25 protein-coding genes are annotated in these 24,939 nt (G+C 45.5%); 18 read left to right on the top strand and 7 right to left on the bottom strand.

What is annotated here, in order from left to right; genetic code table 11:
* Positions 1-121 precede the first annotated feature (121 nt).
* The 4 genes from NSQ38_RS09900 (at position 122) to NSQ38_RS09915 (ending at position 5,664) form a co-directional block, all read left to right on the top strand.
* On the top strand, positions 122-1,468 hold the full coding sequence (locus NSQ38_RS09900) for a cytochrome ubiquinol oxidase subunit I (protein WP_036606964.1): 1,347 nt from the start codon (positions 122-124) through the stop codon (positions 1,466-1,468).
* Entirely contained in the window at positions 1,465-2,499 is a 1,035-nt protein-coding gene (locus NSQ38_RS09905; RefSeq protein WP_307416099.1) for a cytochrome d ubiquinol oxidase subunit II, read from the top strand. Before NSQ38_RS09900 ends, NSQ38_RS09905 begins: the two co-directional genes overlap by 4 nt.
* Before the next feature lie 277 nt (positions 2,500-2,776).
* A complete protein-coding gene (locus tag NSQ38_RS09910) occupies positions 2,777-3,823 on the top strand; it encodes an MBL fold metallo-hydrolase (protein ID WP_339788887.1) in 1,047 nt (348 codons plus the stop codon).
* A 215-nt stretch (positions 3,824-4,038) separates the two neighbouring features.
* Positions 4,039-5,664 (top strand): ATP-binding cassette domain-containing protein, encoded by a 1,626-nt coding sequence (locus NSQ38_RS09915; RefSeq protein WP_091038559.1) that lies wholly within the window; start codon positions 4,039-4,041, stop codon positions 5,662-5,664.
* Between the two features lie 114 nt (positions 5,665-5,778).
* Here NSQ38_RS09915 and NSQ38_RS09920 read toward each other — a convergent pair whose 3' ends face one another.
* On the bottom strand, positions 5,779-5,967 hold the full coding sequence (locus NSQ38_RS09920; protein ID WP_017692261.1) for a hypothetical protein: 189 nt from the start codon (positions 5,965-5,967) through the stop codon (positions 5,779-5,781).
* Positions 5,968-6,257: 290 nt separating this feature from the next.
* Between NSQ38_RS09920 and NSQ38_RS09925 the strand changes: the two genes are divergently transcribed.
* Positions 6,258-7,145, top strand: a complete 888-nt coding sequence (locus NSQ38_RS09925; protein ID WP_338588549.1) for a cation diffusion facilitator family transporter — start codon at positions 6,258-6,260, stop codon at positions 7,143-7,145.
* 91 nt (positions 7,146-7,236) lie between these two features.
* Here the strand turns inward: NSQ38_RS09925 and NSQ38_RS09930 are convergent, their stop codons facing one another.
* Together NSQ38_RS09930 and NSQ38_RS09935 are read right to left on the bottom strand one after the other, a co-directional pair.
* Positions 7,237-7,722 carry a hypothetical protein gene (locus NSQ38_RS09930; RefSeq protein WP_339788889.1) on the bottom strand — a complete coding sequence of 162 codons (486 nt, stop codon included), beginning with the start codon at positions 7,720-7,722 and terminating at the stop codon, positions 7,237-7,239.
* 370 nt (positions 7,723-8,092) lie between these two features.
* A complete protein-coding gene (locus NSQ38_RS09935; protein ID WP_017692264.1) occupies positions 8,093-8,257 on the bottom strand; it encodes a DUF1328 domain-containing protein in 165 nt (54 codons plus the stop codon).
* Positions 8,258-8,477: 220 nt separating this feature from the next.
* Between NSQ38_RS09935 and NSQ38_RS09940 the strand changes: the two genes are divergently transcribed.
* The 11 genes from NSQ38_RS09940 (at position 8,478) to NSQ38_RS09990 (ending at position 20,769) form a co-directional block, all read left to right on the top strand.
* Complete coding sequence (locus NSQ38_RS09940; RefSeq protein ID WP_036606976.1) at positions 8,478-8,987, top strand: DUF948 domain-containing protein; 510 nt, start codon at positions 8,478-8,480, stop codon at positions 8,985-8,987.
* A gap of 68 nt (positions 8,988-9,055) precedes the next feature.
* Positions 9,056-9,589, top strand: coding sequence for a hypothetical protein (locus tag NSQ38_RS09945; protein ID WP_339788891.1), 534 nt, complete (start codon positions 9,056-9,058; stop codon positions 9,587-9,589).
* 94 nt (positions 9,590-9,683) lie between these two features.
* Positions 9,684-10,028 carry a general stress protein gene (locus NSQ38_RS09950; protein WP_017692267.1) on the top strand — a complete coding sequence of 115 codons (345 nt, stop codon included), beginning with the start codon at positions 9,684-9,686 and terminating at the stop codon, positions 10,026-10,028.
* A gap of 349 nt (positions 10,029-10,377) precedes the next feature.
* The gene (locus NSQ38_RS09955) at positions 10,378-11,547 is read left to right on the top strand and encodes a fused response regulator/phosphatase (protein WP_338588546.1); all 1,170 of its coding nucleotides are present in this window, start codon (positions 10,378-10,380) and stop codon (positions 11,545-11,547) included.
* Complete coding sequence (locus tag NSQ38_RS09960) at positions 11,544-15,269, top strand: response regulator (protein ID WP_339788893.1); 3,726 nt, start codon at positions 11,544-11,546, stop codon at positions 15,267-15,269. Before NSQ38_RS09955 ends, NSQ38_RS09960 begins: the two co-directional genes overlap by 4 nt.
* An 86-nt stretch (positions 15,270-15,355) precedes the next feature.
* The gene (locus NSQ38_RS09965; RefSeq protein ID WP_074096446.1) at positions 15,356-16,228 is read left to right on the top strand and encodes a protein-glutamate O-methyltransferase CheR; all 873 of its coding nucleotides are present in this window, start codon (positions 15,356-15,358) and stop codon (positions 16,226-16,228) included.
* A 16-nt stretch (positions 16,229-16,244) separates the two neighbouring features.
* Positions 16,245-17,921 carry a response regulator gene (locus NSQ38_RS09970; protein WP_338588544.1) on the top strand — a complete coding sequence of 559 codons (1,677 nt, stop codon included), beginning with the start codon at positions 16,245-16,247 and terminating at the stop codon, positions 17,919-17,921.
* An 86-nt stretch (positions 17,922-18,007) separates the two neighbouring features.
* Entirely contained in the window at positions 18,008-18,346 is a 339-nt protein-coding gene (locus NSQ38_RS09975; RefSeq protein ID WP_036606989.1) for an STAS domain-containing protein, read from the top strand.
* Positions 18,347-18,364: 18 nt separating this feature from the next.
* The gene (gene rsbW / locus NSQ38_RS09980; RefSeq protein WP_062836469.1) at positions 18,365-18,817 is read left to right on the top strand and encodes an anti-sigma B factor RsbW; all 453 of its coding nucleotides are present in this window, start codon (positions 18,365-18,367) and stop codon (positions 18,815-18,817) included.
* Positions 18,814-19,587 carry a sigma-70 family RNA polymerase sigma factor gene (locus tag NSQ38_RS09985; RefSeq protein WP_047841571.1) on the top strand — a complete coding sequence of 258 codons (774 nt, stop codon included), beginning with the start codon at positions 18,814-18,816 and terminating at the stop codon, positions 19,585-19,587. Before rsbW ends, NSQ38_RS09985 begins: the two co-directional genes overlap by 4 nt.
* Before the next feature lie 126 nt (positions 19,588-19,713).
* On the top strand, positions 19,714-20,769 hold the full coding sequence (locus NSQ38_RS09990) for a magnesium transporter CorA family protein (protein ID WP_339788895.1): 1,056 nt from the start codon (positions 19,714-19,716) through the stop codon (positions 20,767-20,769).
* A gap of 21 nt (positions 20,770-20,790) precedes the next feature.
* On the opposite strand, the gene NSQ38_RS09995 is transcribed toward NSQ38_RS09990, so the two are convergent.
* The 4 genes from NSQ38_RS09995 to NSQ38_RS10010 form a co-directional block, all read right to left on the bottom strand.
* Positions 20,791-21,156 carry a DUF5665 domain-containing protein gene (locus NSQ38_RS09995; RefSeq protein WP_017692276.1) on the bottom strand — a complete coding sequence of 122 codons (366 nt, stop codon included), beginning with the start codon at positions 21,154-21,156 and terminating at the stop codon, positions 20,791-20,793.
* A gap of 84 nt (positions 21,157-21,240) precedes the next feature.
* Entirely contained in the window at positions 21,241-21,648 is a 408-nt protein-coding gene (locus NSQ38_RS10000; RefSeq protein WP_036606997.1) for a YtxH domain-containing protein, read from the bottom strand.
* A gap of 64 nt (positions 21,649-21,712) precedes the next feature.
* Positions 21,713-21,970: a GlsB/YeaQ/YmgE family stress response membrane protein gene (locus NSQ38_RS10005; protein WP_017692278.1), complete on the bottom strand. Its 258-nt coding sequence runs from the start codon at positions 21,968-21,970 to the stop codon at positions 21,713-21,715.
* Positions 21,971-22,104: 134 nt separating this feature from the next.
* Positions 22,105-22,806 carry a phosphatase PAP2 family protein gene (locus NSQ38_RS10010; protein WP_339788897.1) on the bottom strand — a complete coding sequence of 234 codons (702 nt, stop codon included), beginning with the start codon at positions 22,804-22,806 and terminating at the stop codon, positions 22,105-22,107.
* A gap of 177 nt (positions 22,807-22,983) precedes the next feature.
* Here NSQ38_RS10010 and NSQ38_RS10015 point away from each other — a divergent pair, with 177 nt between their 5' ends.
* Together NSQ38_RS10015 and NSQ38_RS10020 are read left to right on the top strand one after the other, a co-directional pair.
* Positions 22,984-24,003, top strand: coding sequence for an asparaginase (locus NSQ38_RS10015; RefSeq protein WP_339788900.1), 1,020 nt, complete (start codon positions 22,984-22,986; stop codon positions 24,001-24,003).
* Positions 24,004-24,142: 139 nt separating this feature from the next.
* Positions 24,143-24,868, top strand: coding sequence for a pirin family protein (locus NSQ38_RS10020; protein WP_339788902.1), 726 nt, complete (start codon positions 24,143-24,145; stop codon positions 24,866-24,868).
* Positions 24,869-24,939 lie beyond the last annotated feature (71 nt).

Raw genomic sequence — 24,939 nt, forward strand, 5'->3', positions numbered from 1 at the left:
GCTGTGGTTGTGCTGTATGCCGTTGTGAAGAGCATCATCCGAATCATGAGTTATTGAGATACACGTTCAAGCAGAGTAACTGCTGTGGTACATAACGATTATGTGAAAGAGGAGTGTAACCATGTCATCCCTGGACCCTGTTTTGCTCAGCCGGATACTAACCGGCCTTACCTTGTTTGTGCACATTATTTTTGCCTCTATTGGTGTAGGTGTTCCACTTATGATTGCCTTGGCCGAGTGGCGAGGACTCCGAACCAATGATATGCATTACACCTTGCTGGCACGCCGGTGGGCGCGAGGTTTTGTCATCACCGTTGCCGTTGGCGTCGTTACAGGCACCTCGATCGGATTACAGCTCAGTCTGCTGTGGCCGATGTTTATGCGGGTAGCGGGCCAGGCAATCGCCCTGCCGCTGTTCATGGAGACGTTTGCCTTTTTTATAGAGGCGATCTTTCTTGGGATTTACCTCTATACGTGGGATCGTTTCAAAAAGAAATATACGCATATGCTGCTGTTGATTCCGGTAGCTCTCGGCTCATCTGCATCTGCGATTTTCATTACGACGGTCAACTCCTTCATGAACCAGCCTCAGGGATTCACCCTGATTAATGGCATCATGAAGGACATTCATCCGATTGCTGCCATGTTGAATCCGGCAACGCCAACCAAAGTGTCCCATGTACTCGCCTCATCCTACACCTTGAGTGCAGGTATTCTGGCAGGGATCGCAGCCTTCAGTTTGCTTCGGGGACGGGATCATGTGTATTACAAAAAAGCACTGAAACTCACGACGGTATCTGCGCTTGTATTTGCCATCAGTACCGTCATGATCGGCGATTCCTCTGGTAAATTTCTGGCGAAATATCAGCCGGAAAAGCTGGCTGCCGCAGAATGGCATTTCAAGACGATGAAAGAGGCACCGCTCGTCTATGGGGGTATTTTGGATGAGAACAATGAGGTGAAATACGCCATTGAGATTCCCTATGCTCTTAGCATTTTGGCGGGTAATCGTCCAGATACGGAAGTAAAAGGGCTCGAAGAGTTTCCTGCGGATCTGAGGCCACCGCTGTCCATTCATTATATGTTCGACCTGAAGGTCACAACGGGAGTAATCATCCTGATGATTCCTGTGTTATATGTTCTGCGGCGCTGGTTGCCCGGGCGCAAACCATATCCCAAATGGCTGTTGCTCGGCATTGTTTTGCTGGGGCCTCTGGCCATGATTGCGATCGAGCTGGGGTGGATGTTCGCTGAAGTTGGCAGGCAGCCTTGGATCTTACGCGGGTATATGAAGGTGGCGGAAGCAGCCACGACGTCAACTTCAGTAGGCTGGATGTTAGTGTTGTTCATCTTGCTGTATCTGATCCTGTGTTTCTCGTGCATTCGGGTACTCAGCAAACTGTTCCGCAACAAGGAAGCTGAGAAGGAACTGGAGTCTCTGGGGCTTGAAGGAGGGATCGTGCATTGAGTTTCGAAATTGCAGGCATCGCAATATTGTGGACGTTTTTGTTCGGTTACCTGATCGTTGCTTCGATTGATTTTGGCGCCGGATTCTTCAGCTTTTACAGCATCTTGACCGGTCACGAGAACAAAATTCATAACATCATTCAGCGCTACCTGTCTCCCGTGTGGGAAGTGACGAATGTGTTTCTGATCTTTTTTGTGGTTGGATTGGTTGGGTTTTATCCGGACAGTGCTTTCTATTACGGGACTGCCTTGCTGGTGCCAGGTTCCCTGGCCATTGTACTGCTTGCGATCCGGGGCGTGTATTACGCCTACAATACCTATGGCAACCATGGGCAGAACAGCCGGATCTACATGGCATTGTATGGAGCGACGGGGTTGCTGATTCCGGCCGTATTTTCAACCATTTTGGCGATATCCGAAGGTGGGATTATTGAGCAGGTGGGCGATCAGGTGTTTTTTCGCTGGCGTGAATTTTTGACGAATCCCTATACCTGGTCGGTTGTTTTGCTTGCGCTGGTTAGTGTGCTCTACATCTCGGCGATGTTTCTATCCTATTATGCAAAACGGGCAGGGGATGAGCCGGCATATGAGGTGCTTCGAGAGTACGCGCTGCTCTGGAGTTTACCTACCATTTTTGCGAGCTTTCTGGCTTTTCTGCAGATTAACAAACAGAATCCCGAACACTTTGAGCAGATGGTGAATATTTCGTGGATGTTCATCGCTTCGTTTATTTGTTTTGTCATTGCCGTGTCGCTGGTGTGGAAAAGTAAATATCTAGGTTGGTGCTTTGTCGCTGTCATGCTTCAGTTTGCCTTTGCCTGGTATGGTTACGGGCGATCCCACCTTCCGTACATTCTGTATCCTTACATTAATATTTACGACAGCTTTACAAATCGGACGATGGGGATTGCGCTCATTACAGCGTTTAGCCTGGGGCTACTCGTGCTCATTCCTTCGCTTGTGCTGATTATGAAGCTGTTCCTGTTTGATGCCAATTATGTGCGCGGTAATTCTGGTAAAAAGAAAGGATGAGTCTGTTCATGCACCCAAACATGTTCTTACTCATGACTCCCTTGCTGAATCCAATATCTACCGAGGGAGTCACGGGGATACCCGGTATAACCGGATTAAGCTTTTTTGAGACATTCACCATTATGTACGCCCCTCCACTGATCATTGCGGCTGCTATCGTCTTTCTGTTTGTATATCTGGCCGTATGTAAGAACCCAAAGGATTGATTGGTTGGTGCGTCCATTCCCGTTTGGGGTAATCTCTTGTTAAGAAATGAGGAAGGGAGGAGGGCCCTTTCATGCCGAAAATCCGTTATAACAATATCGATAATGTAAGTACGGACAAAACGCTGAAGGAATTCAAACAATGGAGGGAGCAGCGGCGCAATAAAGTGAAGGACTACTCCTACACCGTGCCCAAACACCCGCCTGAACTGGATTATCTGCATGCCAACCGGGATGACACAAGTATTACCTGGATTGGTCACTCCACGTTTTTCATTCAATATTATGGACTGAACATCGTGACTGACCCGGTGTGGGCCGAAAAAATGGGATTTCAACGAAGGCTCGGTGCCCCCGGCATTCCGATTCAGGACATTCCACCGTTGGATGTCATTCTGATATCCCATTCCCACTATGATCATCTGCATCTGGCTTCCTTGCGCAAGCTGATTACAGCCAAGACGTTGCTGATCGTACCCGATGGTCTGAAGCGCAAGATGATTCGCAAAGGGTTCCATCGATGCCAGGAGATGAAATGGTGGGATCATATGACACTTGGCGGAGTCAAAATAACTTTTGTCCCTGCACAGCACTGGACGCGCCGAACGTTGTTTGATACCAACACGTCCCACTGGGGCGGTTATGTGTTGGAGCAGAACCATGTGGCGACGCCTTCAGCAGCGGAGAGTGCTGCAACAACGAGCAATCAGGATGAGTCATCCACGGAATTAGGGAAGAACGAAACATCCAAAACATCAGGCGGTCCGCCTGTGTTGTATTTTGTGGGTGATACAGGTTACTTCCAGGGATTCAAAACGATTGGAGAACGCTTTGACATTGGTGTTACCCTGATGCCTATCGGTGCCTACGATCCGGAGTGGTTCATGACTTCTCAGCATGTGACACCTGAAGAAGCACTGCAGGGGTTCGTTGAATCCGGCTCCCAGCTCATGGTGCCAATGCATTACGGCACATTCAAGCTGGCGGATGATACGCCCAAGGAAGCACTGGATCGGCTGGAAGTTGAACGTGAACGATTAGGCATTGGTAAAGAGCGGATTAGGGTGCTTGGTCATGGCGAGACGCTCCGCATTCACCACGAGAAAAGCAAACAGGACTAACAAAAGCGAGCCAAATATGTTAATGTAGGGATATGCCTGCATGAACAGTACATTTACCAAATCTTTAATAAGTAAAAAGCGGCCAATTTTCGAATTTGCCGCTTTTTTGTGTTATAATATGGTGCCAGAATAGGCATCGGGATATTGAATCCATGATTTACGCAACTTGCTATTCATGCAGTATGCAGATTAACCAATAAAGGATGGTATGCTTAATGATCAGTACAAGCGGCATCACGCTCCGCTACGGAAAACGTGCACTTTTTGAAGATGTAAATATCAAATTCACACCAGGAAACTGTTACGGCCTCATCGGCGCCAATGGAGCCGGTAAATCAACATTCTTGAAAATTTTGTCCGGTGAAATTGAATCAAACTCGGGAGAGGTGCACATCACCCCGGGCGAACGTATGGCCGTTTTGAAGCAAAACCACTTTGAATATGATGAGTATCCGGTTCTCGAAACGGTAATTATGGGTCATAGTCGTCTCTATGCCATTATGAAAGAAAAAGATACGCTGTATGCCAAAGCGGACTTCACTGAAGAAGACGGCCTGCGTGCAGGTGAGCTTGAAGGTGAATTTGCGGAGCTTAATGGCTGGGATGCTGAGCCGGATGCAGCGGCACTCCTGATCGGTCTGGGTATCGACCGTGACATGCACGATAAGAAAATGAATGAACTAAGTGGTAACGAAAAAGTTCGTGTCCTGCTTGCACAAGCATTGTTTGGTCGTCCAAACAACCTGTTGCTCGATGAGCCTACCAACCACTTGGATCTCGAATCCATTCAATGGCTTGAGAACTTCTTGATGGACTATGAAGGTACTGTTATTGTGGTATCCCATGACCGTCACTTCCTGAACAAAGTATGTACGCACATTGCGGATATCGACTTTGGTAAAATCCAGTTGTACGTAGGTAACTATGACTTCTGGTACGAGTCCAGCCAATTGGCACTTGCGTTACAACGTGATGCCAACAAGAAAAAAGAAGAGAAGATTAAAGAGCTTCAAGCCTTTATTCAACGTTTCTCGGCGAATGCCTCGAAATCGAAACAGGCGACTTCCCGGAAGAAACAACTCGACAAAATCACGCTGGATGACCTTCGTCCATCGAACCGTAAATATCCGTTTATCAACTTCAAACCTGAGCGTGAAGCCGGTAAACAATTGTTGACCGTAGATCGCATCAGCAAATCCATTGATGGTGTGAAAATGCTGAATGATATCAGCTTTGTCGTGAACAAAGGGGATAAAATCGCATTTGTTGGCCCGAACGGGAACGCCAAGTCACTCTTGTTTGATATTCTTATGGGTGAAACGGAATTGGATAGCGGCGAATACACTTGGGGTGTAACTACAACTCAAGCTTATTTCCCGAAAGACAACTCCAAATATTTTGACGGTGTAGACATGACTCTTGTGGATTGGCTCCGTCAATATTCCAAAGATCAGGATGAAACGTATCTGCGTGGATTCTTGGGACGTATGTTGTTCTCAGGCGAGGAATCCTTGAAAAAGGCAAGTGTACTCTCCGGGGGCGAGAAAGTTCGCTGTATGCTGGCGAAAATGATGCAGACTGGTGCTAACGCATTGATTCTGGATGAGCCTACGAACCACTTGGATCTCGAATCCATTACAGCGCTGAACAATGGTATGATTGATTTTGACGGCACCATGCTGTTCACATCCCATGACCATCAGTTCATTCAAACCATTGCTAACCGGATTATCGAAATTACGCCGAATGGCATCATTGATCGCCAAATGAGCTATGACGAATATCTGGAAAGTGATGAAATCAAAGAACTGCGCAATAAAATGTATCCGGTAGAAGCTTAAACCAAGCATCATCTACTGCACATTATTATAGGAACACCAAAGAACCGCAAGCCTCTGTGAAGAGGGCTTGCGGTTCTTTTTGTAATTCAATGGGTTTCTCTGCGGCTTTAAGACCTAAGATCCACCAGTACGGCGACGTTGGTTGTTAGGCTTCTTGTTGTTTTGACTCTTCATCGCTTTAGGTCCGCCTTCAAAGTAGGCGCTGGATTGGTTACCGGAATTTGCTTGTTCTTTCTTTTGCGCCAGCTTTTGGCGTATAGCATCCTGCAAACTGACCTTTTTCGGTTCGTTATTTTCGCTCATCGTTATTTCCCTCCCGGTCTTACAGTGAGCCGTCCAGATTGGACGGGATGTACCTATTTTATACGTTTTATAAAAGCCCCACAAGGGCAACCTGATAAAATGCTCAAAACCTTTGGTTTTACCCAGGCCAACATTTTTTCTCATTAACTACAGCCCTGCCGTCTGGCAACTTTGTTTCGGCTTGCCTACAGCAATGCAGCCTGGCAACACTGTTTCTGTAGACCCACACGCTCCGCATTTGGTAACATGGAAAAACCGTAATACGAAACGTTAAAGGGGTGTCGCCCGGTTTGAACGCTTATGAAGAAATTCGAAAAGGGGAGCGAGGGGCTTGGGTTAGTATCGTAGCCTATCTCGTCTTATCCGCCTTTAAGCTGATCTGTGGATATTTATTTGCTTCCAGTGCCTTGCTGGCTGATGGTTTCAATAACCTTACGGATATTGTGGCATCCGTTGCTGTATTGATTGGGCTTCGAATCTCCCAGAAACCACCTGATTCGGATCATGCCTATGGTCATTTTAGAGCGGAGACGGTTGCTGCCTTGGTGGCTTCATTTATTATGGCTATGGTTGGGCTGCAAGTATTGGTTGAAGCCGTTCGCTCCTGGTATGAAGGAGCCTTTGTGGCTCCCAACCTGTGGGCGGCAGCGGTGGCTGTAGTCTGTGCTGTGGTGATGTTAGGCGTATATCGTTACAATCACCGTCTGGCTAAACAAATTAATAGTCAGGCTCTGATGGCAGCGGCGAAAGATAATCGTTCGGATGCCTGGGTCAGCATAGGCGCTGCAGTTGGAATTATAGGCGCGCAGTTTGGACTTCCATGGCTGGATAAAGTAGCTGCCATTGCTGTAGGTCTGTTGATCTGCAAAACGGCTTGGGAGATTTTTCGGGATTCTACACATCGTCTTACCGATGGATTTGACCAGAAGGAACTGACGGATCTCAGATCCTCAGTAGCACGCGTTCCAGGTGTTGAGATGATCAAGGATGTGAAGGCACGTGTGCATGGCAGTCATGTACTTGTGGATGTGGTCATTGAAGTGGACGGAAGTTTAAGCTTGATTGAAGGCCATCAGATCTGTGACCGAGTGGAAGAGCGTTTGAAGCGATCGCATAATATAATGCATGTACATGTACATGTGGAACCGAAGACAGAAGAAGTCATAGGGAACACTTGAACAGGGCGTGAACATCTTGGAAAATCAAAAGAGGACAGCCGCGATTGTGCGTGCTGTCCTCTTTACTTATCGTTAGAACGATTATACGATGTTACTGAATGGCAACGTGGATCCACGCTTTGCCTTTCCAAGTGTACACTTGCACCCACTCGCCACCGTCGAATCCGTCAACCACTTCACCTGTTGTATCGATGACTTGGGAGCCTAATGCACCGATTGGTTTACCGTTAGGTGCATCATAGAACCAAGTGCGCTCCAGAAGGTTCAGCAACATTGTAGGTGCCAGTACTTCATCGCCTGGTTTTACAACTGGTTCGTCGAATAACTTATCTGTTGTAGGAGAAGGGTTATTACCATTAGTGCTGTAGGTAGCACCGGTTACTGTCTCAGTAGTACCTTCTACTGTTTCTACAGCAGGTTTGTTCACTTCAACAGCAGGAGTTGTTGTTGTCGTTGTTGTAGCCTCTGTTCCTTTTTCCGGAGTTACCGTTCCAGTAACTGCTTCCTCAGCACCTGCAGCGGCAGCCATCGAACCCATCAACGTTAAAGCAGCGGCGAAACTTACGATTTTTTTCATTTTTTTTCCTCCTCGGTTTGTTATGTAATTTGTTGTCCTGTGTTAAAAGTAACCAAGCAAGCTACCTTATGAATCACAAATTATAACAATATTTTCTTGCATTCTCCAGTGTCAACTGGATCATATGTGGGTATATAGCAAGCCTGTAAATATCATACTTCGGTGGGATAAAACCGGGTTGGCTATCTCAAAAAGGTCCTGTTTTTTTTAAATTCATGGGAGAGCAGCTTGGAATAAAGCAGGAAGGAGTGCAATACATAATATAGAAAAGTTGACCTATGCCTAAACGCACAAAAGCCAATCGGCTGGGTAGCACGATCGGCTTTTGTATGTATTCGTTAATATTGCTCAGTCATATCAGAGCCTGAGGTTATCGCATTCGGCTGCGTCCCGTAATCAGGGAGATTACGAACAGTACAACAAAGATGAAGAAGAGTACTTTCGCGATTGAAGCAGCTGCTTCAACAATACCGAAGAATCCAAAAATACCTGCTACCAGTGCAATAATTAGAAATAATACAGACCATTTCAACATAAGTATTCATCCTTTCGTTTACTTGATTGTGGAGTGAGTTGTGTTCACCTCACCGCCTTGTGTAGTCTAACTTTAACCGAGTGCTAACCGCTTGAAACATTGGTTTTTTTTCCAAGCGAAGGCATATATGAAGGGATATATAATTTTGTTTCGTCCGGGAAATCGCCGGGTAACTATAGCAATAACAAACTGATGCACATATGGAAAGTGAGGTTCTTCTATGATCTATCAAATTAGCGTGGCCCTGATTGCAGTGGCATTTGCAGTACTGGTTTTCTTTTTAATTCGTACCTTGAAATCCGCTCAGGGTTCTTTGGACAATGTCTCACAGACATTGCAGGAGGTACAGAAAACCATTGATGAACTTAGTTATGAAGTGAAGCAGACGGTAAGGCATGCCAATGATATTACGGTGGATGTACAGCACAAAATGAAAAAAATTGATCCTGTTATGGAATCTGTTGAGAATCTGGGAGAAGTGTTGAATGAAGTGACGGCAGCAGCCAAACAAGTCTCCACAACGCTGATGGCGAAATTTCAGACCAAACGTAACAACGCTGAACAGACGAAGCATGCTGAAGCGGTTCATGTAACTGCACCGCCTGCTACATCAACGGATCGTACACTACAATCCTATGAAGCTACATATAATGGTGAAGCTAAGGGCGGGAAAAACTGGATGAAGTATGTTGATGTTGCAGCGAATGTATGGCAACGGATGCGCAAGTAACATGACCGCTTTGTAACCCATGAAGAAGCCTTCAGAGCGGTGATGAACCTGATGAAAGGGTGAGAATCATGATGAAACTACTGCTTGTGATGTTTAGCGTAATTTCTCCCTTTTCCGTTCAACCGGCAGCGGTACCCGCTGCTCACGATATGCAATGGACGGCAATGGAAGAGAAGGCGTCAGAGGTAACTCTGGCTGTTGATCGATCCGAGACTTTCCAGCATTTTCGGACTCTGAATGGCATTTCTCTGGATGACACCATGGATAATATGTTGGCCAAGAAGGGCCAGCCGGGGCATAAACAGGAAGATCCTTATCTGGGGTGTCCTGAATATCACTTTCATGATGTGAAGGTTGGCTTGTGTGAAGATACGGATGTCATTCAATATGTGCATATCGATGCATCTGAGAATCACATCATGTTAAACGGAAAGAGAATTGAGATGAATATTGAAGCGATCCATCATGCTCTAGGGAAACCGTATTATGTGGCAGAGGACGGAGAAGTGTTTCTCCGTGGAGACCAGGCTCTAAAGGTATATATGAAGTCAGGTTCTCATCAGATTGAAGGCATTGATCTTTTTGATGACACAGTTTCCTAGGATTGGTTATTACCGAATCGTTTCAACCCCATATAGTATGGTTATATATTAAGTAGCTCGATACAGAAGATTAAATCAGAGGAGAGTGGAAACGATGAATTCAACCAATGAGCAAGCTTATGCAAAAGTGGTAGAAAACGGAGTCCAGGCGGTAGAAGCGGTGAAAGAATTGCAGATTACCGGATACCTTGCTGATCAAATCTTTGTTCTCGCCCATGAGAAGGATCGTACAGATCGCATTGCTGATACAGCAGATGCCAAAGAAATTGGCATAAAGGAAGAAGGCGTATTTGATTCCTTGGCGAATCTGTTCCGCTCACGTGGTGATGAACTCCGGGCCAAAATTGTTTCGATGGGCTTTACCGAAGCCGAAGCTGACTTCTACGAGAGTGAGTTAGACAAAGGTAAAGTACTCGTAATTGCCAAAAAGAAAGATTGATCCATATAACAGTGCAAATGGAAGTTTGCTGAACAAGACAAGCTTCTGTATCACTTAAGTAAAATGCTTAATCAAAAACATAGATAAGGAATGGGGCTTTCCCCATTCCTTATCTATGTTTTTGCAAGTTTGGAAGCGGGATCAGAACGCTGCAAAAACAGGGTAACAAGCGGGCTATTTCCCCTGCGATGGTGCCATTTACTGATAGAGTTTTTTTGTTTTTACGATTATAGTTATACTAGGAATTATTATGTCTACTGCCGTTTTGTATGCAAAATTTGTATAATCAACGTTCGTTTTACCTTAATAAGAATCGACAAACCCGGACGCCACAGATAAGGAGATATCAATGAGAATACTTATTGTTGACGACAATCCGACGAATGTCATTATCATTCGAGAAATTCTGAAAAAAGAGAACTATCGTGACATTGTAACGGCGAGTTCCGCCATGGAAATGTTTGAAGTGTTGGGAATTGGAGAGGAAAGCAACGAACTTCGTCCAAAACCGTCGGATATTGACCTGATTTTGCTAGATATGATGATGCCCGAGATGGACGGTATCGAAGCCTGCAGTATTGTGCAGAAATTTGAGAACCTGAAGGATATACCGATTATTATGGTGACTGCCATCGGAGATTCTAAGAAACTTGCCGAAGCATTGGATGCTGGTGCATCTGACTATGTGACCAAACCGATTAATAAAGTCGAACTGATGGCCAGAATTCGACTCGCACTTCGTTTGAAACAGGAGAAGGATTGGCATAAAGAGCGTGATCAACGTATTCAGGATGAGCTCAAGTTGGCAGCAATGGTCCAAAATGCTGTTTTAAGTCCGGCAATTAGGGACCCGTTGTTCCAAGTGCATGCCATCTATAAACCATCCTTTGAGCTTGCGGGTGATCTGTATTCTTGGTACCCCCTTGGGGAAGGCCGTTACGGAGTACTGCTGCTCGACATGATGGGACATGGGATATCTTCATCCCTGTTTACGATGTTTATCGCTTCCGTGTTGAAAGATACGGTTACCACTTATGTGGATCCAGAGAAGGTCATTCAGGAGTTGAACCGTCGTTTTAACCAGCTCCATCTGGAGAAACAATTGGTGCAGTATTATTTTACGGCAATTTATCTGGTCGTTGATACACGGATGAAGCGCATTGATTATGTTAACGCAGGGCATCCACCTGCTTTATTTTTCCGAAACGACGGCAGTGTGACCACATTTGACAGCGTCTGCTGTCCTGTCGGTTTATTTGACAAGATGGATATTGAACCACAAACGATCCATTATGAGGGTGACGGGCATATTGCACTCTATACGGATGGATTATTGGAAGCTGTTCAGGGCGGGCAGGAGGAACAACATGAATTCCTGATCGAAAAACTGACCGGCTCGCATCAGTGGAATGAAGCTGCCATGCAGGCCATGTTTTTTGACGACGAAATTCCCCAGGAGCGGGATGATGATAAATGTCTGGTCTGGATTACTCTGGATAAAGGGGCGGGGGATGAATGAAGATCAGGAATAAACTACTGATTGGTTTTACCGCTCTGATGGCTATTTTGATCGTGCTCACATTTGTGAGTTATGAACGGCTAAACAGCAGTAATCAACAGATTGATCAGATGTATCAGGAACGTTATCTCAAAGTAAGGTTCACTTCTGCTGCACGTGGAGAAGTTAACGATATTGCCAAAGTGCTGGCTAACTTGTTATTAAATCCGAACAATTCGATCAGTGCTGCTGAAGGTGACCTGAAGGAGATGAAGGATCGGGGGGATGGCTACCTCGCAGAAGTGAGAAACCGAGCAGACAGTGCACCTGAACATCAATTGGTGGATCGTGTGAATACGGCGTGGACCGCTTATACTTCTTATGCAACGAGACAGATCAACCTGATGTCCCAAAGCAGGGTAGAAGATGCGAATAACTACCGCAATTCAACAGGACTCGCGGTGCAAAAAGAAGCTGTGGATAGTTTGAATGCTCTCTCCCGTTATCAGGACCAAGAGATTGATGCTGAGATCAAGAACGCTAACGCAGCGTATACGAGAGCCGTACAGATCACGATAAGTATCATGATTGCGGGGTTGTTGCTTGCATTGGGTGTCATTATGTGGGTGCTGCCGAGTATTACACGGGGTCTGAACACTGTATCTATGATGATTACCAGCTTTGGTAAAGGGCGTTACCGAACCATTCGGCGCATACAGGTCAAATCAACCGATGAGATTGGTCAGATTGCCAGTGTGTTCAAAGATGTATCCAGTGATCTGGAAGAAAAACTGGAGATCGAGAGGGCTTATGTACAGGCTCAGCAGGATCAAAACTGGATGAGTTCGAATATTGCAAGAGTCCCGGAGCTGCTTCGGGGGATTGGCTCCATTCGCCAAATATCACAGATGTTTATCAGTGAATTCACACCTGTGCTTGGCGCTCAGTTGGGTGTCGTCTATCTGATTGATGAGGAGAAACATCCCGACGAACTGAGACGCTACGGTGCATACGCATTTGAAGAGAACGAAGATGTTGGTAAAGAAATGTATCGCATCGGTGAAGGCCTGATTGGTCAAGCCGCGCTGGATATGACACCGATTATTCTGGAAAATACGCCTGAAGATTACGTGCATATTGGTTCAGCTTCAGGCTCAACACGTGCTGCGGGTATCATGATCTATCCTGTCGTGTTTGAAGATGAACTGATTGGTGTAGTTGAAGTGGCTTCCTTTGAAGGGTTCAACGAACTTCACAAGCAGTTGTTCACACAACTGATTATGAACCTGGGCGTAATTTTGAACAACGTTCGACGTCGTCTGCGTGTGGAGGAGCTGCTGCGTGAATCTCAGGCACTGACTGAGGAACTGCAGGTTCAATCGGAAGAATTGCAGACACAGCAAGAAGAACTCCGTCGTTCCAATGAGAATCTGGAGGAGCAGACAGAAGCGCTTAAACGTTCCGAGGAATTGCTGCAGCGTCAGCAGGAAGAACTGGAGCATTTCAATACGGAGCTCATGGCCAAGACGCGTGCGCTTGAAGAGCAGGTGCGTGAAGTCGAAGAGAAGAATGACGAAATTGAGAAAACAAAGACACAGTTGGAACAGCAAGCTACACAGCTGTCGATGACAAGCAAGTACAAGTCCGAATTTTTAGCGAATATGTCACATGAACTCCGTACACCATTGAACAGTTTGCTCATTTTGTCCCAGTTATTGTCGGAGAACAAAGGTGGAAATCTGACTGACAAACAGCAGGAATATGCGCAAACCATCTACATGTCGGGCGCGGATCTGCTGAAGATGATTGATGAGATTCTGGATCTGTCCAAGGTGGACGCAGGTAAGATGGATATCAATTATGAGACAGTTCGAATGGAAGAGCTGACCAGCTTTGTTCAGCAGAACTTTGGACCGATGGCGAATAAAAAGGAACTTAGCTTGAATATCGATTTCGACAGCAATCTGCCGGAATGGGTATACACCGACAGTCATCGCGTCAAACAGATTTTACGGAATTTGTTGTCGAACGCCTTTAAGTTTACCAATCGGGGTTCGGTTAGTCTGATTGGACGACGGATGAAACCGGAAGAACTTCCGGGTTATATGAACACCAATCAGGAATATCTCGGATTTAGTGTAAAAGACACGGGCATTGGTATTCCATCGGATAAAACAGATCTGATCTTTGAAGCGTTCCAGCAAGTAGATGGCACAACAAGTCGGAAATACGGCGGAACTGGCCTGGGATTGTCCATTAGCAGGGAGCTGGCACGTTTGCTTGGTGGCGCAATACAGGTGGAATCATCCGAAGGGGAAGGTAGCTGCTTTACCTTGTACCTGCCGGATAATCATGAAGAGGAAGCGCTGGCGGAGGAAGGTGCTTCAAGAGAAGCGGCTGTATCCTCAGAGGATCTTTATGAACAGTCCATCGAAACACGGACCATGCTTTCAAGTCATCAGTCCATTCTCTCTCCTGATCCGGAGCGTAGCGTGGGTAAAGATCTGTCTCCTTCCCATACTCCAGATGTCACGCAGATCGAAGATGATCGGGAGAATATCATGGAAGGCGACAAAATTCTCCTCATCATTGAGGATGATGTGAACTTTGCACATATTTTGATGGATATGGCGAGAGGAAGAGGATTCAAAGCACTTGTTGCCCTTCAAGGTGATAAAGGACTTGAAATGGCACGTGAATATCTGCCGGATGCCATTATCCTGGATATTCAACTGCCGGTGATGGATGGTTGGACCATTCTGGGCGAGCTGAAGAGCAGTTCGGCAACACGTCACATTCCGGTACATGTGATTTCAGTCATTGATGATATGAAGCAAGGGCTGATGATGGGTGCCATTGCGTATCTGAAAAAACCTTCGAGCAAGGATTCACTGGATAAAGCATTCTCGCATATCAAATCATATACCGAGAATCAATTGAAACGACTGTTGATCGTCGAAGATGATGAGATTCAGCGTAAAGCCATTATTGAATTGATTGGTCATGATGATGTTGCAATCACCGCTGTATCGACAGGTAGTGAGGCTTTGAATGAATTACACAGCCAACGTTATGACTGTATGGTACTGGATCTGATGTTAACGGATATGACCGGGTTTGAGTTGCTCGACCAGATTCGCGATGATGAATATCTGAACGATCTGCCGATTATAATTTATACAGGCAAAGAACTGGATTCCAAAGAAGAAATGAAGCTGCGCAAATATGCGGAATCCATCATTATCAAGGATGTGAAGTCACCGGAACGTCTGCTGGATGAGACCACTTTGTTCCTGCATCGGGTAGAAGCCAATTTGCCGGAAGACAAGCGTCGAATCTTACAGAAACTACACAACAAAGAAACGTTGTTTGAAGGCAAGAAAATATTGCTTGTAGATGACGATATTCGTAACGTATTTGCCCTTTCAAGTGTCCTTGAAGGCTATCGGATGGATGTGACGTTTGCTGAAAACGGCCGAGAGGCTTTGGAAATTTTGGACAAAAATCCTGAATTTGATCTGGTACTGATGGATATGATGATGCCAGAAATGGACGGTTATGAAGCAATGACACGAATCAGACAGATCCCGCAGTTTGAAAAGTTGCCGATTATTGCGCTCACGGCCAAAGCGATGAAAGAGGATCGCGGTAAATGTATTGAGGCCGGAGCATCTGATTATGTGAAAAAACCGATCCAGACCGATCAATTGTTATCCCTAATGCGCGTATGGCTGTATTCGTAAGTTCATTATTCGTATGCTCATTGTTTGGGTAATGAAAGACAATACGACGAATACGCAAGTAACAAATGAAGAAGTGGAGAGAACTTATGACACCGTGGGAACCTACCGAGACGGGGGCAGATTTGGTCCGTATGCCGCAAGATGAAGAACGCGAGCTGATCGAGATTGAGTTGCTGTTGGAAGGCATGCACCGTTTATATGGATATGATTTTAGAAACTATGCACTGCCATCCCTGAAACGAAGAATCTGGCATCATGCACATGCTGAAGGTGTTAAAAGCATATCCGGCTTGCAGGAACGTGTTCTTCATGACCGTTCCGCGTTTGACCGTTTTGTACAGAACTTATCCATCCCTGTAACGGAAATGTTTCGAGATCCTTCGCTTTTCCGAATGTTTCGGGAACAGATTATTCCTATCCTGAGAACCTACCCGTATATCCGAATATGGCATGCGGGATGCTCTACGGGAGAGGAAGTTTATTCCATGGCAATCATGTTGCATGAGGAAGGACTGTATGACAAGGCAAGAATCTACGCAACGGATATGAATGATCGTTCTTTGCAACAGGCCAAAGAAGGCGTATACGGTATTGAGAAAATGAAACTATTTACTACAAATTATTTGGAGGCAGGGGGTACCAGAGCCTTCTCCGAGTACTATACAGCGAAATACAATTCGGTGATATTTCATCCTTTCCTAAGGAAGAACATCATTTTCGCCGAGCACAACCTGGCAACAGACCGGTCATTTAACGAGTTTAATGTTATCTTTTGCCGTAATGTCATGATTTATTTTAATGATGAACTGCGGAACCATGTGCATGGGCTGTTTCATGAGAGCTTGAGCCACTTTGGTATTCTGGTTCTGGGGTCGAAAGAATCGATACATTTTACAGAGTTCAGTGATACCTATGAGCCGTTAGACCGGACCGAAAAAATATACCGGAAGATCAAATAGGGGGTTAGGGTTAGCCATGGGGCTCAATGAACCAATCCACATATTATTGGTAGATGACCGCCCTGAGAACTTGCTTGCTCTTGAAGCGGTTCTGGAATCGGAACAATATAAACTCGTTAAGGCAACTTCCGGAGAAGAGGCACTCCGCTGTCTGCTAAAAGACGAATTTGCGGTTATCGTTCTCGATGTGCAGATGCCTGGAATGGACGGAATTGAGACAGCAAAGTTAATTAAGGCACGGGACAAGTCCAAGGATGTGCCGATTATATTCATCTCTGCGAACAGCAGAGAAGCGGAGCACTTGTTTGCCGGATATTCAGCCGGGGCCATTGATTACATGGTTAAGCCATTTATTCCTCAGATTTTGAAATCCAAAATCGAGGGCTTTGTGGAGATGTTTATCACCAATAAACGTTTGAAGACACAGACCATGCTTCTTCACCAGAAGACACAGGAACTGGAGAAGATGAACCAACAACTCATTCAGGCTAAAGAAGAAGCAGAAATTGCAGCCAATGCAAAGACCGAGTTTCTGGCAATGATGAGCCATGAGATTCGTACACCGATGAACGGAGTTATCGGCATGGTTGATCTGCTGATGGAGACTGAACTGAGGGAAGATCAGAAGGAATATGCAGACATTGTTCGTCGCAGTGCAGATGCACTCGTTACGGTCATCAATGACATTCTTGATTTTACCAAGATGGAATCCGGAAAAATGGAACTTGAAGAGCATCCTTTTGAACTTGTCTCCTGTATTCGGGAAGTGTTGGGATTGTTTGCTGCAGAAGCAGGCAAAAAGAATCTGGAACTGGATTATTTTCTGGAAGATTCTGTCCCTGAATTAATCTATGGAGATATGGCAAGGCTACGTCAGGTTCTCTTGAATCTTATTGCCAATGCAATCAAATTTACTGACCAGGGTGGAGTATATCTGATCGTGTCAGTGAATGAAGAAAAAGACGGACAAATAGCATTGGAGTTTGCTGTTAAAGATACCGGGATAGGTATCGCTTCAGACAAGGTTGATCGCCTGTTCCAGCCGTTTTCCCAGCTGGATACATCCATGACACGTAAATACGGTGGAACTGGCTTAGGACTGGCAATATGCAAGACTCTGGTTGAAATGATGGGTGGACAGATCTATCTGGATACAACAGAGCAACGGGGAGCGACGTTTGTATTTACAATTCAGGCGAAACGTTATGTAGAAACTGAACTGGTCCAGAGGAACGGGGAAGAGAAGCCAACGGATGTGAAAAATGAGAATAAATATCCTACGGTATTAATAGTGGATGATCATCCTATTAACCAGAAGTTGATGGCGATTATGCTCGGTAAGCTTGGGTTGCTCTCTGACATTGCTGAAGATGGGCAGAGCGCACTTGATATGGTAAACGGCAGCCGTTATCCCTATGACTATGTGTTTATGGATCTGCAGATGCCTGTTATGGACGGTTTGGAATGTACACGGCGGATTCGAGAGAGTCTGTCCCAGTCTGATCAGCCAATCATTATAGCCATGACTGCTAACGTGATGGAAGGTATTCAGCAGCGCTGTATTGCTGCCGGTATGGATGATTATATTAGTAAACCGGTGAAAATGGGCAATGTAAAACAGAAAATAGCCCAGTTTCAGAAACAACGACAAATGCTAGACCCAGGCCCTTCAGCCATGAATCAGGCCAATTGAAACATTTGCCAAACTTCTTTTTGTTTCACTCGTGCTGAAGTTGGGTTATTAGGTAAGGAAACCATTGATCAGGAGAGAGATGTCTAATGAATACAAATAAAAATGAAAAATTCAATGCAAGAACTGAAACTCAGGACGGCGTATGCACGGTGTATCTGACTGGCGAACTGGATTTGTCGGTTGCTCCTGACTTCCGCTTGGTGATGGAGCCGCTCGTGGATAACAAGGAACAGGATCTTGTAATCAACATGAAAGAATTGAAGTACATCGATAGTACAGGGATTGGTATCCTGTTATCTGTTCTGAAGGCAAGACATGGAATGGAAGCTCGCTTTGAAGTACAGGAAGTTCCTGCGCAAATCCAGAAACTTTTTGACATGACGGGCATCGCCAAATTCTTTGTCACACAGAAGAATTCCCAATAGGAAAGGATCGAAAAAGGAATGAATGCAGAAGTTCAAAGAGTCACCCTTAATTTACCGGCGACAGCTGATTACGTTGATATTGTAAGACTTAATCTCTATGGAGTTGCATCCAAAATGGGATTTTCTTATGAAGACATTGAGGATATGAAAGTTGCTGTATCCGAGGCCTGTAACAACTCTGTACTGTATGCCTACTCACACGAAGGCGGCATGGTTGAAGTTGTATTCGAAGTGGATGGCGAAACATTGTCCATTACTGTCAAGGACGAAGGTGCCAGCTTCGAGAACATGAACCCTGCTGTGTCACGCGCTGGTCTTCACGACAAAGAATTGACAGAAGCACAGATTGGCGGACTTGGTTTCTACCTGATGCAAGCCTTGATGGACGATGTCAGTGTGGAAAGTGAGACGGGCAAAGGTACGAAAGTAGTACTCGTAAAACGTCTTGCAAGAAGTGAGGAGAAAGTATGAATGAAAAAGTGACTCCCCCAGAGTCCATGTCTGAAGCTATAGGTTTGATCTGGGAATACCAGCAGACCCAAGATAATGAAATTGCAACAGTTCTCATCCGTAAATATGAACCGATGGTCAAGATGGCAGCAGGTAAAATCGCTCGGAATCGCCCCGATCTATACGAAGATTTGTATCAGACCGGGCAGATGGCCTTGATTCGTTTGCTTAAGCAATACGATATCAACTTGGGTATTCCGTTTGAACCTTATGCCATGAAGAGCATGATTGGTCATATGAAGAACTACTTGCGAGACAAATCCTGGTATATTCAGGTGCCCCGGAGGATTAAGGAAAAGGGAGCACTTGTGCAACATGCCATTGATGAGTTAACCGTGAAATTGGAGCGCTCACCCGGTGTGAATGAAATCGCTGAATACCTTGATTTGACTGCAGAAGAAACGATTGAAGTTCTGGCTGGTCGGGAATGTTATCACTATGTATCACTGGATTCTCCTTTATCTCAGGATGACAGTGCAGCTACATTGGGTGAACTGATCAGTGCAGATGTTAACGACTATGATTCGGTCGAAAAACGGATGGACTTGCAACAGGCATTGGGACAATTGAAGGAACAAGAACAACAGGTACTTATTCTAGCATTCCAGGATGGCCAATCTCAGCGGGCAATTGCCCAGAAGCTTGGTGTTTCACAGATGAGTGTATCTCGGATTCAGAAACGTGCTACAGAGAAATTGAAACAGATCATGTCGAATGCTTCAATGTTATGAAAAATGGAACCCTAATGTTGTTGAGTACGGCATAAAGAAGGACACGTCATTGCACTGAAATGCATACGTGTCCTTTTTGGGATCAAAAAAAAGATGGGTATGCAATGAACGAACATAAGTGCAGGAGTGGATAAAGTGATTGTGAACCATATCAAGTTGGAAGCTCGCCGTGACAAGTTAAATTGCTCGGACCATTGGCAATGGTGGGATTGGGTTGCACCTGACACCGATAGCATGAAGGATGCTGTGAAGGAGCTGACAGAGGCATTTCCGGATATGCAGTATTGGCTTCATAAAATTCCGGAAGTTGAATCGAATTATCTGTCCGTGCGTTTTGTGAATGGTACAGAACCAGTTATATTTGGTTCATTGTTGTATGCGATCAAGAATGAGAGAGATGACCAACGCCAAGATAATCAGATGTTTTTTTATGTCGATCGCAATAACCTGGTTACTTTAAATATGGATGACAATACCCGAGGAATTATGAAGACGGATGAACGAGCGTATATGTTACAGCAATGTAGTGAGGCCAGGGACGGGATGTTTGTACTTTTTCGAGCTATACTGCATTACTACCATGTGGGAATGGATCATTTTGAGATGAACCTGCGTGATCTGGAACGGAAGATGGAATCCCGCAATGCTCGCACCTTGATGGACCAGATTCTCGCTGCTCGATTTGAATTATTGTATTGGAGTAACCTGTTCATCCCTTATTCGGAACTGATGGCCGCTTCACATGAGGCTTACCTTGATGAAATAAATGAGAATCGATACTTCCAACAGCTCCAACATCGAGTAGAGCGAATGGAACGATTGTTTAGTCATTACGAGAAAGAGATCGATACATTAATCTCCATTGATAATGCAATCTCCGGTGTACGTGGCAATGAGATCATGAAAACACTGACCATTGTTACCGCTGTGTTCATACCCGCTACAGCAGCTGGCGCGATATGGGGGATGAATTTTGAGAACCTGCCCTTTATCGATAAATCATGGGGAGTTGTACTGGTCCTTGTTGTTATTATCTTAAGCATGATCAGCATGTATGTATGGCTGATGATGAAAGGCTGGACAGGAGATCTGCTCAAAGTGAAATCCTCACAGCCTTCAGCTGAAGAGACAGAGAAAAAAGGAGCAGCGGAAAAACGTAAGGGTAAGCCTACTGTTGGTTAGTCCTCTTAGTTTCTTTGTTTCTTAGTTTTTGTAATCTTCAATATAACCAAGCAAGTCAGCGATATATTGGCCCACAATCGGCATATTCACGAATTGGCTGAGAATGAATGCCAGCAAACCGAGAACAACAAAGGTACCCACAGTCAGACCGAGTCCTCGTGCCATGCCCGCTGTGAAATTGGTAATAATCCGCTTTTTAGGACTGCTGTAATTCTCAATAATATCCTTAATCTGTGCTCTCTCCAGACTGTCTGCAATCTGGTCCAGACGGGTGTTCAATCGCTTTACCTCATGACGCAATTCAAATGGATGCTCGCTTGTATCATACTGCTGTGCCGGTGTTCCTCCCGTAATTGGAGTATTACCGTTGATTGTAACTTTACTCATGTTATTCGTCCTCCTCAACTCGCATTGGATAAAAAATAGCCAGCTGGAGTGCAGCTGGCTATTGGTCACTCGATCTGTATCGCCTTACAGGCTAGTCGAGTTAAGTTCTTTGCGTGCATCTTCCTTCGCTTCAACGGAAGCGGCAGCCACTTCATCAGATGCACGGGATGCTTCGTTAGCCACATCAGCGGACGCTTTTCTCACAGAGTCCATTACATCATTGCGGCCTTGATTTACCGTTTTTGCAATGTCTGAAGTTTTGGAAGAGACCGTTTTAGCCAGTTCAGAGGCTTTGTCACCTACAACAGTTGCCACTTCTTTGGTGCGGTCAGTAACGATGCCCACTTTCTCCGAAAGGTCACCACGCAATTCACGTCCCGGTTTAGGCGCAAAGAGTAGTGCTGCTGCAGCTCCCAGCAAACCCCCGATGAAAATACCTTTTGCGAAAGTCGAACCCGTCTGTACAGGATATTGCTCTTCTGCTTTATTCATGTCTAATCACTCCTTCTTCAAATTAAGAAACAAATACGAAACAACGAACACCTTGTTGCCCGAATCAGGCAGCCTGTCTTAGCAGTCTGGACACAAGCCCCAGCAAGAAAACAAAGAGCGCTGTACCAATGATAGCAGGGATAATGGCAAAGTTACCGATAACTGGTCCCCAGTTACCAAGCAAAAGTGCTCCCAGCCAGGCTCCGGCAAATCCGGCAATCATTGCACCGATTATGCCTCCAGGCATGTTGTGACCGGCAAGTGCATCTCCGATCAAACCGATGATGACAGCCATCACAATGCTGATAATGATGCCCCACATAACAACCGCCTCCTTTAAACTTGATGTAGGATGTTGTCTGTTCGCGTTTGCTTACTTCGTATATAAACCCCGTGCAACCCTGTGAAACAATAAAGATGAGGATGAATGAACTGGAAATCAGAGGAATTCATTCTTTAGCGGCTTTGTTTAATGCCCTTAACCATGCAGAAGATCCATGCCAATCCAGCAGTAAACCCAGTAAATACATCCGTAGGATAATGAACGCCTAACATGATCCGGCTGAGGCCAATCAAGAAAATAAAACTAATGCCACATAGAACAGGAAGCCACACACTGGAAGTGTTATGTCGCTGCCGTTCAATGGCCCAGATTACAAAGAGCATGCCGTAGAAGCCCATGGAGATCATGGCATGTCCGCTGGGAAAGCTGTACCCGTGAACAACCAGCAGATGATCCAGTTCAGGTCTGCTTCGTCTGAAAAATTCCTTCAATAACGTGTTCAGAATCCACATCATGGCAAAACTTCCCGTGAGCGCATATCCATATATAACAAACCTTGGACTGCGTTGAATGAAGAAAAGAAGAGCAAAACCTCCTGCAGCCACAGCAGAGATTTTGAATGAGCCCAGTGCGGTTATGAATGCAGTGTAAGGGAATAGATGAAGACGTGAATCTGAATTCAGATAAAATAATTGTTGAATTTCATCATCCAGACGAATAATAACTTCAGCACCCAACCAGGCACCCAGACCTGCCAAGATGAATACGACCGATGCGCTAAGGGCCAGACCAGCCAAACCCCAGTTGAGGAGTGGACGTAACAACGTGCCGGGAGTTGAACTGAATGAGGCTGATGAATACGTTTTGCGCTGCATAATGAGTTTCTCCTTCAGTTATTGTAGTAGATGAACATAGATGATAAAGCTATACCCGAAATGCCTGTCGAAAAAACTGTAAAAACCTCGCTTTTGTACTATACTATTTAAGATATCCCATGCGGCGTCGTGACGCAAAGCAGAGATGAAATCGGGAGCACAAAGGAGAGAACTCGCATGGAGAGTGCCTTGTTAATTAAAGAATACCGTGCAGGCGTCATGGAATGCGCCCATTACGGACACATAAGTATTACGGATGAGTATGGCCGAATCGTATACTCGGCTGGTGACCCTCATTTTAGAGCGTTCACTCGTTCATCTGCCAAACCTTTTCAAGCCATTCCAGGTATTCGGGCAGGAATTGCCAGTTACTATGGCCTATCATCACAGGAGATCGCCATTATGTCCTCTTCGCATCGTTCGGAACCGGAACACATTCGGGTGCTGGAGCAGTTATCCGGTAAGATCGGATTGGGAGAAGAATGCCTGATCTGTGCACCAAGCTATCCGCTTAATGAAGAAAGCCGTAATCAATGGATACGTGGACAAGGGGAGAAACGCCGCATCTTGCATAACTGCTCCGGAAAACATCTGGGAATTCTGGGGTACAGTCAGATGAAGCAGGTGGATCTGGGCAGTTACGCTGAACCGGATCATCCGGTACAACGTGAAATTCTTGAAACCTTTGCCGACCTGGCAGGTATTGAGGAAAAAGAGATTGAGCTTGGGACGGATGGCTGCGGCTTTCCGGTATTTTCTTTGCCGTTGTCGGCATTGTCGAACGCTTATCTGAAGCTCGCCTGTCCGGATCTTATCGCTGATCCTTCCACAAGAACAGCTGTAGAGACCATAACATCAGCTATGAATGAACATCCGTTGATGGTAGGTGGCACGGAGCGTGTAGATTCAGTGCTGCTGGAAGATGATAACATTGTAGCGAAAGGTGGATTCAAAGGGGTATTCGGTTTTGGTCTGAAAAAAGAACGATTGGGAATCACCTTCAAGGTCCTTGATGGTTCTGAGGAAGAGTGGGCCTTTATTACCCAATCCATCCTGAAACAGATTGGTTACTCCAATGAGAGAACCATTGCGCGATTGGCTGAAGTATTCCCTTCGGACATCCGAAATGATGCGGGTACCCTTGTAGGTCATGCAGATAGTGAGTTCATTCTTCACTCACTTGAAGATAGCGTATAACCTTAAGAAGGGGCGTGATTAGAGTTGCCGGACCCCGGGTAAAGATGACATACCAACTGGTATTCATCTATACAATTCATATACACGCACGGACTGCCGCGGTAATGTGGCAGCTCTAAACCCTTGGAGGTGGATGAACATGATTAAAGTGGTGACATCGGAAGAAAGGCACACGTCGGATCGAGGTTGGATACACAGTGAATTCAGCTTTTCCTTTGCGGATTATGATGATCCAAGCAATGCCCATTTTGGCTGTCTGTTGGCTCATAATGAAAACACGCTGATGCCGCAAGAAGGCTTTAAGAAACATCCACATCATGATCTTGAACTTGTCAGTTATGTCATATCAGGTACACTCAAACATACGGATAGTATGGGAACAGAGCAATTGCTTGAACCGGGTACGGTCCAAGTGATGAGTGCGGGTACGGGAGTGGAACATTCTGAGACCAATCCGTCAGCGGATGAACCGGTACGTTTCCTCCAGATGTGGTTTTTGCCATCGGAGCGTATGCTGAAACCATCCTATACGAATCGGAGAATAGAGCCGCAGGAGCATTTAAATCGTCTATATCCGATTGTATCCGGGCAAGGGGGAGAGGGAACCGAAGGCGCATTGCCTATTTCCCAGGATGTAACCTGTTACCTGTCCCATTTGGAGTCCGGGAAGAAGTTGATGTACCCACAACACGAAGATCGACGGACACATCTTTTCCTGATCAGTGGGCATATGGAGATTCATTGTTCGGATGGTAACTTCAACCTGAAGCCGGGAGATGCTGCACGAATTCGCAAAAGTTTTGATCTGCAAATCACGAGCACAGCCAGTGAACCTGCCGAATTTGTTTTGGTTGACCTGCCTTAAGGATGGGATGTATTCCTTAAAAGATAGTCTGGAAATATAAACATGTGAAAAAGGACCTGTTCCCACGGTGA

This window comes from Paenibacillus sp. FSL R7-0313, assembly GCF_037969885.1.
Lineage (GTDB): Bacteria > Bacillota > Bacilli > Paenibacillales > Paenibacillaceae > Paenibacillus.

Excerpts from the sequence above, each read along its gene's own strand:
- NSQ38_RS09915 (WP_091038559.1), top strand. The coding sequence starts at position 4,039 with ATGATCAGTACAAGCGGCATCACGCTCCGCTACGGAAAACGTGCACTT.
- NSQ38_RS09935 (WP_017692264.1), bottom strand. The coding sequence starts at position 8,257 with ATGTTGAAATGGTCTGTATTATTTCTAATTATTGCACTGGTAGCAGGT.
- NSQ38_RS09900 (WP_036606964.1), top strand. The coding sequence starts at position 122 with ATGTCATCCCTGGACCCTGTTTTGCTCAGCCGGATACTAACCGGCCTT.
- NSQ38_RS09975 (WP_036606989.1), top strand. The coding sequence starts at position 18,008 with ATGAATACAAATAAAAATGAAAAATTCAATGCAAGAACTGAAACTCAG.
- NSQ38_RS09910 (WP_339788887.1), top strand. The coding sequence starts at position 2,777 with ATGCCGAAAATCCGTTATAACAATATCGATAATGTAAGTACGGACAAA.
- NSQ38_RS09985 (WP_047841571.1), top strand. The coding sequence starts at position 18,814 with ATGAATGAAAAAGTGACTCCCCCAGAGTCCATGTCTGAAGCTATAGGT.
- NSQ38_RS10005 (WP_017692278.1), bottom strand. The coding sequence starts at position 21,970 with ATGTGGGGCATCATTATCAGCATTGTGATGGCTGTCATCATCGGTTTG.
- NSQ38_RS09940 (WP_036606976.1), top strand. The coding sequence starts at position 8,478 with ATGATCTATCAAATTAGCGTGGCCCTGATTGCAGTGGCATTTGCAGTA.
- NSQ38_RS09965 (WP_074096446.1), top strand. The coding sequence starts at position 15,356 with ATGACACCGTGGGAACCTACCGAGACGGGGGCAGATTTGGTCCGTATG.
- NSQ38_RS10010 (WP_339788897.1), bottom strand. The coding sequence starts at position 22,806 with ATGCAGCGCAAAACGTATTCATCAGCCTCATTCAGTTCAACTCCCGGC.
- NSQ38_RS09970 (WP_338588544.1), top strand. The coding sequence starts at position 16,245 with ATGGGGCTCAATGAACCAATCCACATATTATTGGTAGATGACCGCCCT.
- NSQ38_RS09960 (WP_339788893.1), top strand. The coding sequence starts at position 11,544 with ATGAAGATCAGGAATAAACTACTGATTGGTTTTACCGCTCTGATGGCT.
- NSQ38_RS09955 (WP_338588546.1), top strand. The coding sequence starts at position 10,378 with ATGAGAATACTTATTGTTGACGACAATCCGACGAATGTCATTATCATT.
- NSQ38_RS09950 (WP_017692267.1), top strand. The coding sequence starts at position 9,684 with ATGAATTCAACCAATGAGCAAGCTTATGCAAAAGTGGTAGAAAACGGA.
- NSQ38_RS09995 (WP_017692276.1), bottom strand. The coding sequence starts at position 21,156 with ATGAGTAAAGTTACAATCAACGGTAATACTCCAATTACGGGAGGAACA.
- NSQ38_RS10015 (WP_339788900.1), top strand. The coding sequence starts at position 22,984 with ATGGAGAGTGCCTTGTTAATTAAAGAATACCGTGCAGGCGTCATGGAA.
- NSQ38_RS10020 (WP_339788902.1), top strand. The coding sequence starts at position 24,143 with ATGATTAAAGTGGTGACATCGGAAGAAAGGCACACGTCGGATCGAGGT.
- NSQ38_RS09920 (WP_017692261.1), bottom strand. The coding sequence starts at position 5,967 with ATGAGCGAAAATAACGAACCGAAAAAGGTCAGTTTGCAGGATGCTATA.
- NSQ38_RS10000 (WP_036606997.1), bottom strand. The coding sequence starts at position 21,648 with ATGAATAAAGCAGAAGAGCAATATCCTGTACAGACGGGTTCGACTTTC.
- rsbW (WP_062836469.1), top strand. The coding sequence starts at position 18,365 with ATGAATGCAGAAGTTCAAAGAGTCACCCTTAATTTACCGGCGACAGCT.
- NSQ38_RS09945 (WP_339788891.1), top strand. The coding sequence starts at position 9,056 with ATGATGAAACTACTGCTTGTGATGTTTAGCGTAATTTCTCCCTTTTCC.
- NSQ38_RS09930 (WP_339788889.1), bottom strand. The coding sequence starts at position 7,722 with ATGAAAAAAATCGTAAGTTTCGCCGCTGCTTTAACGTTGATGGGTTCG.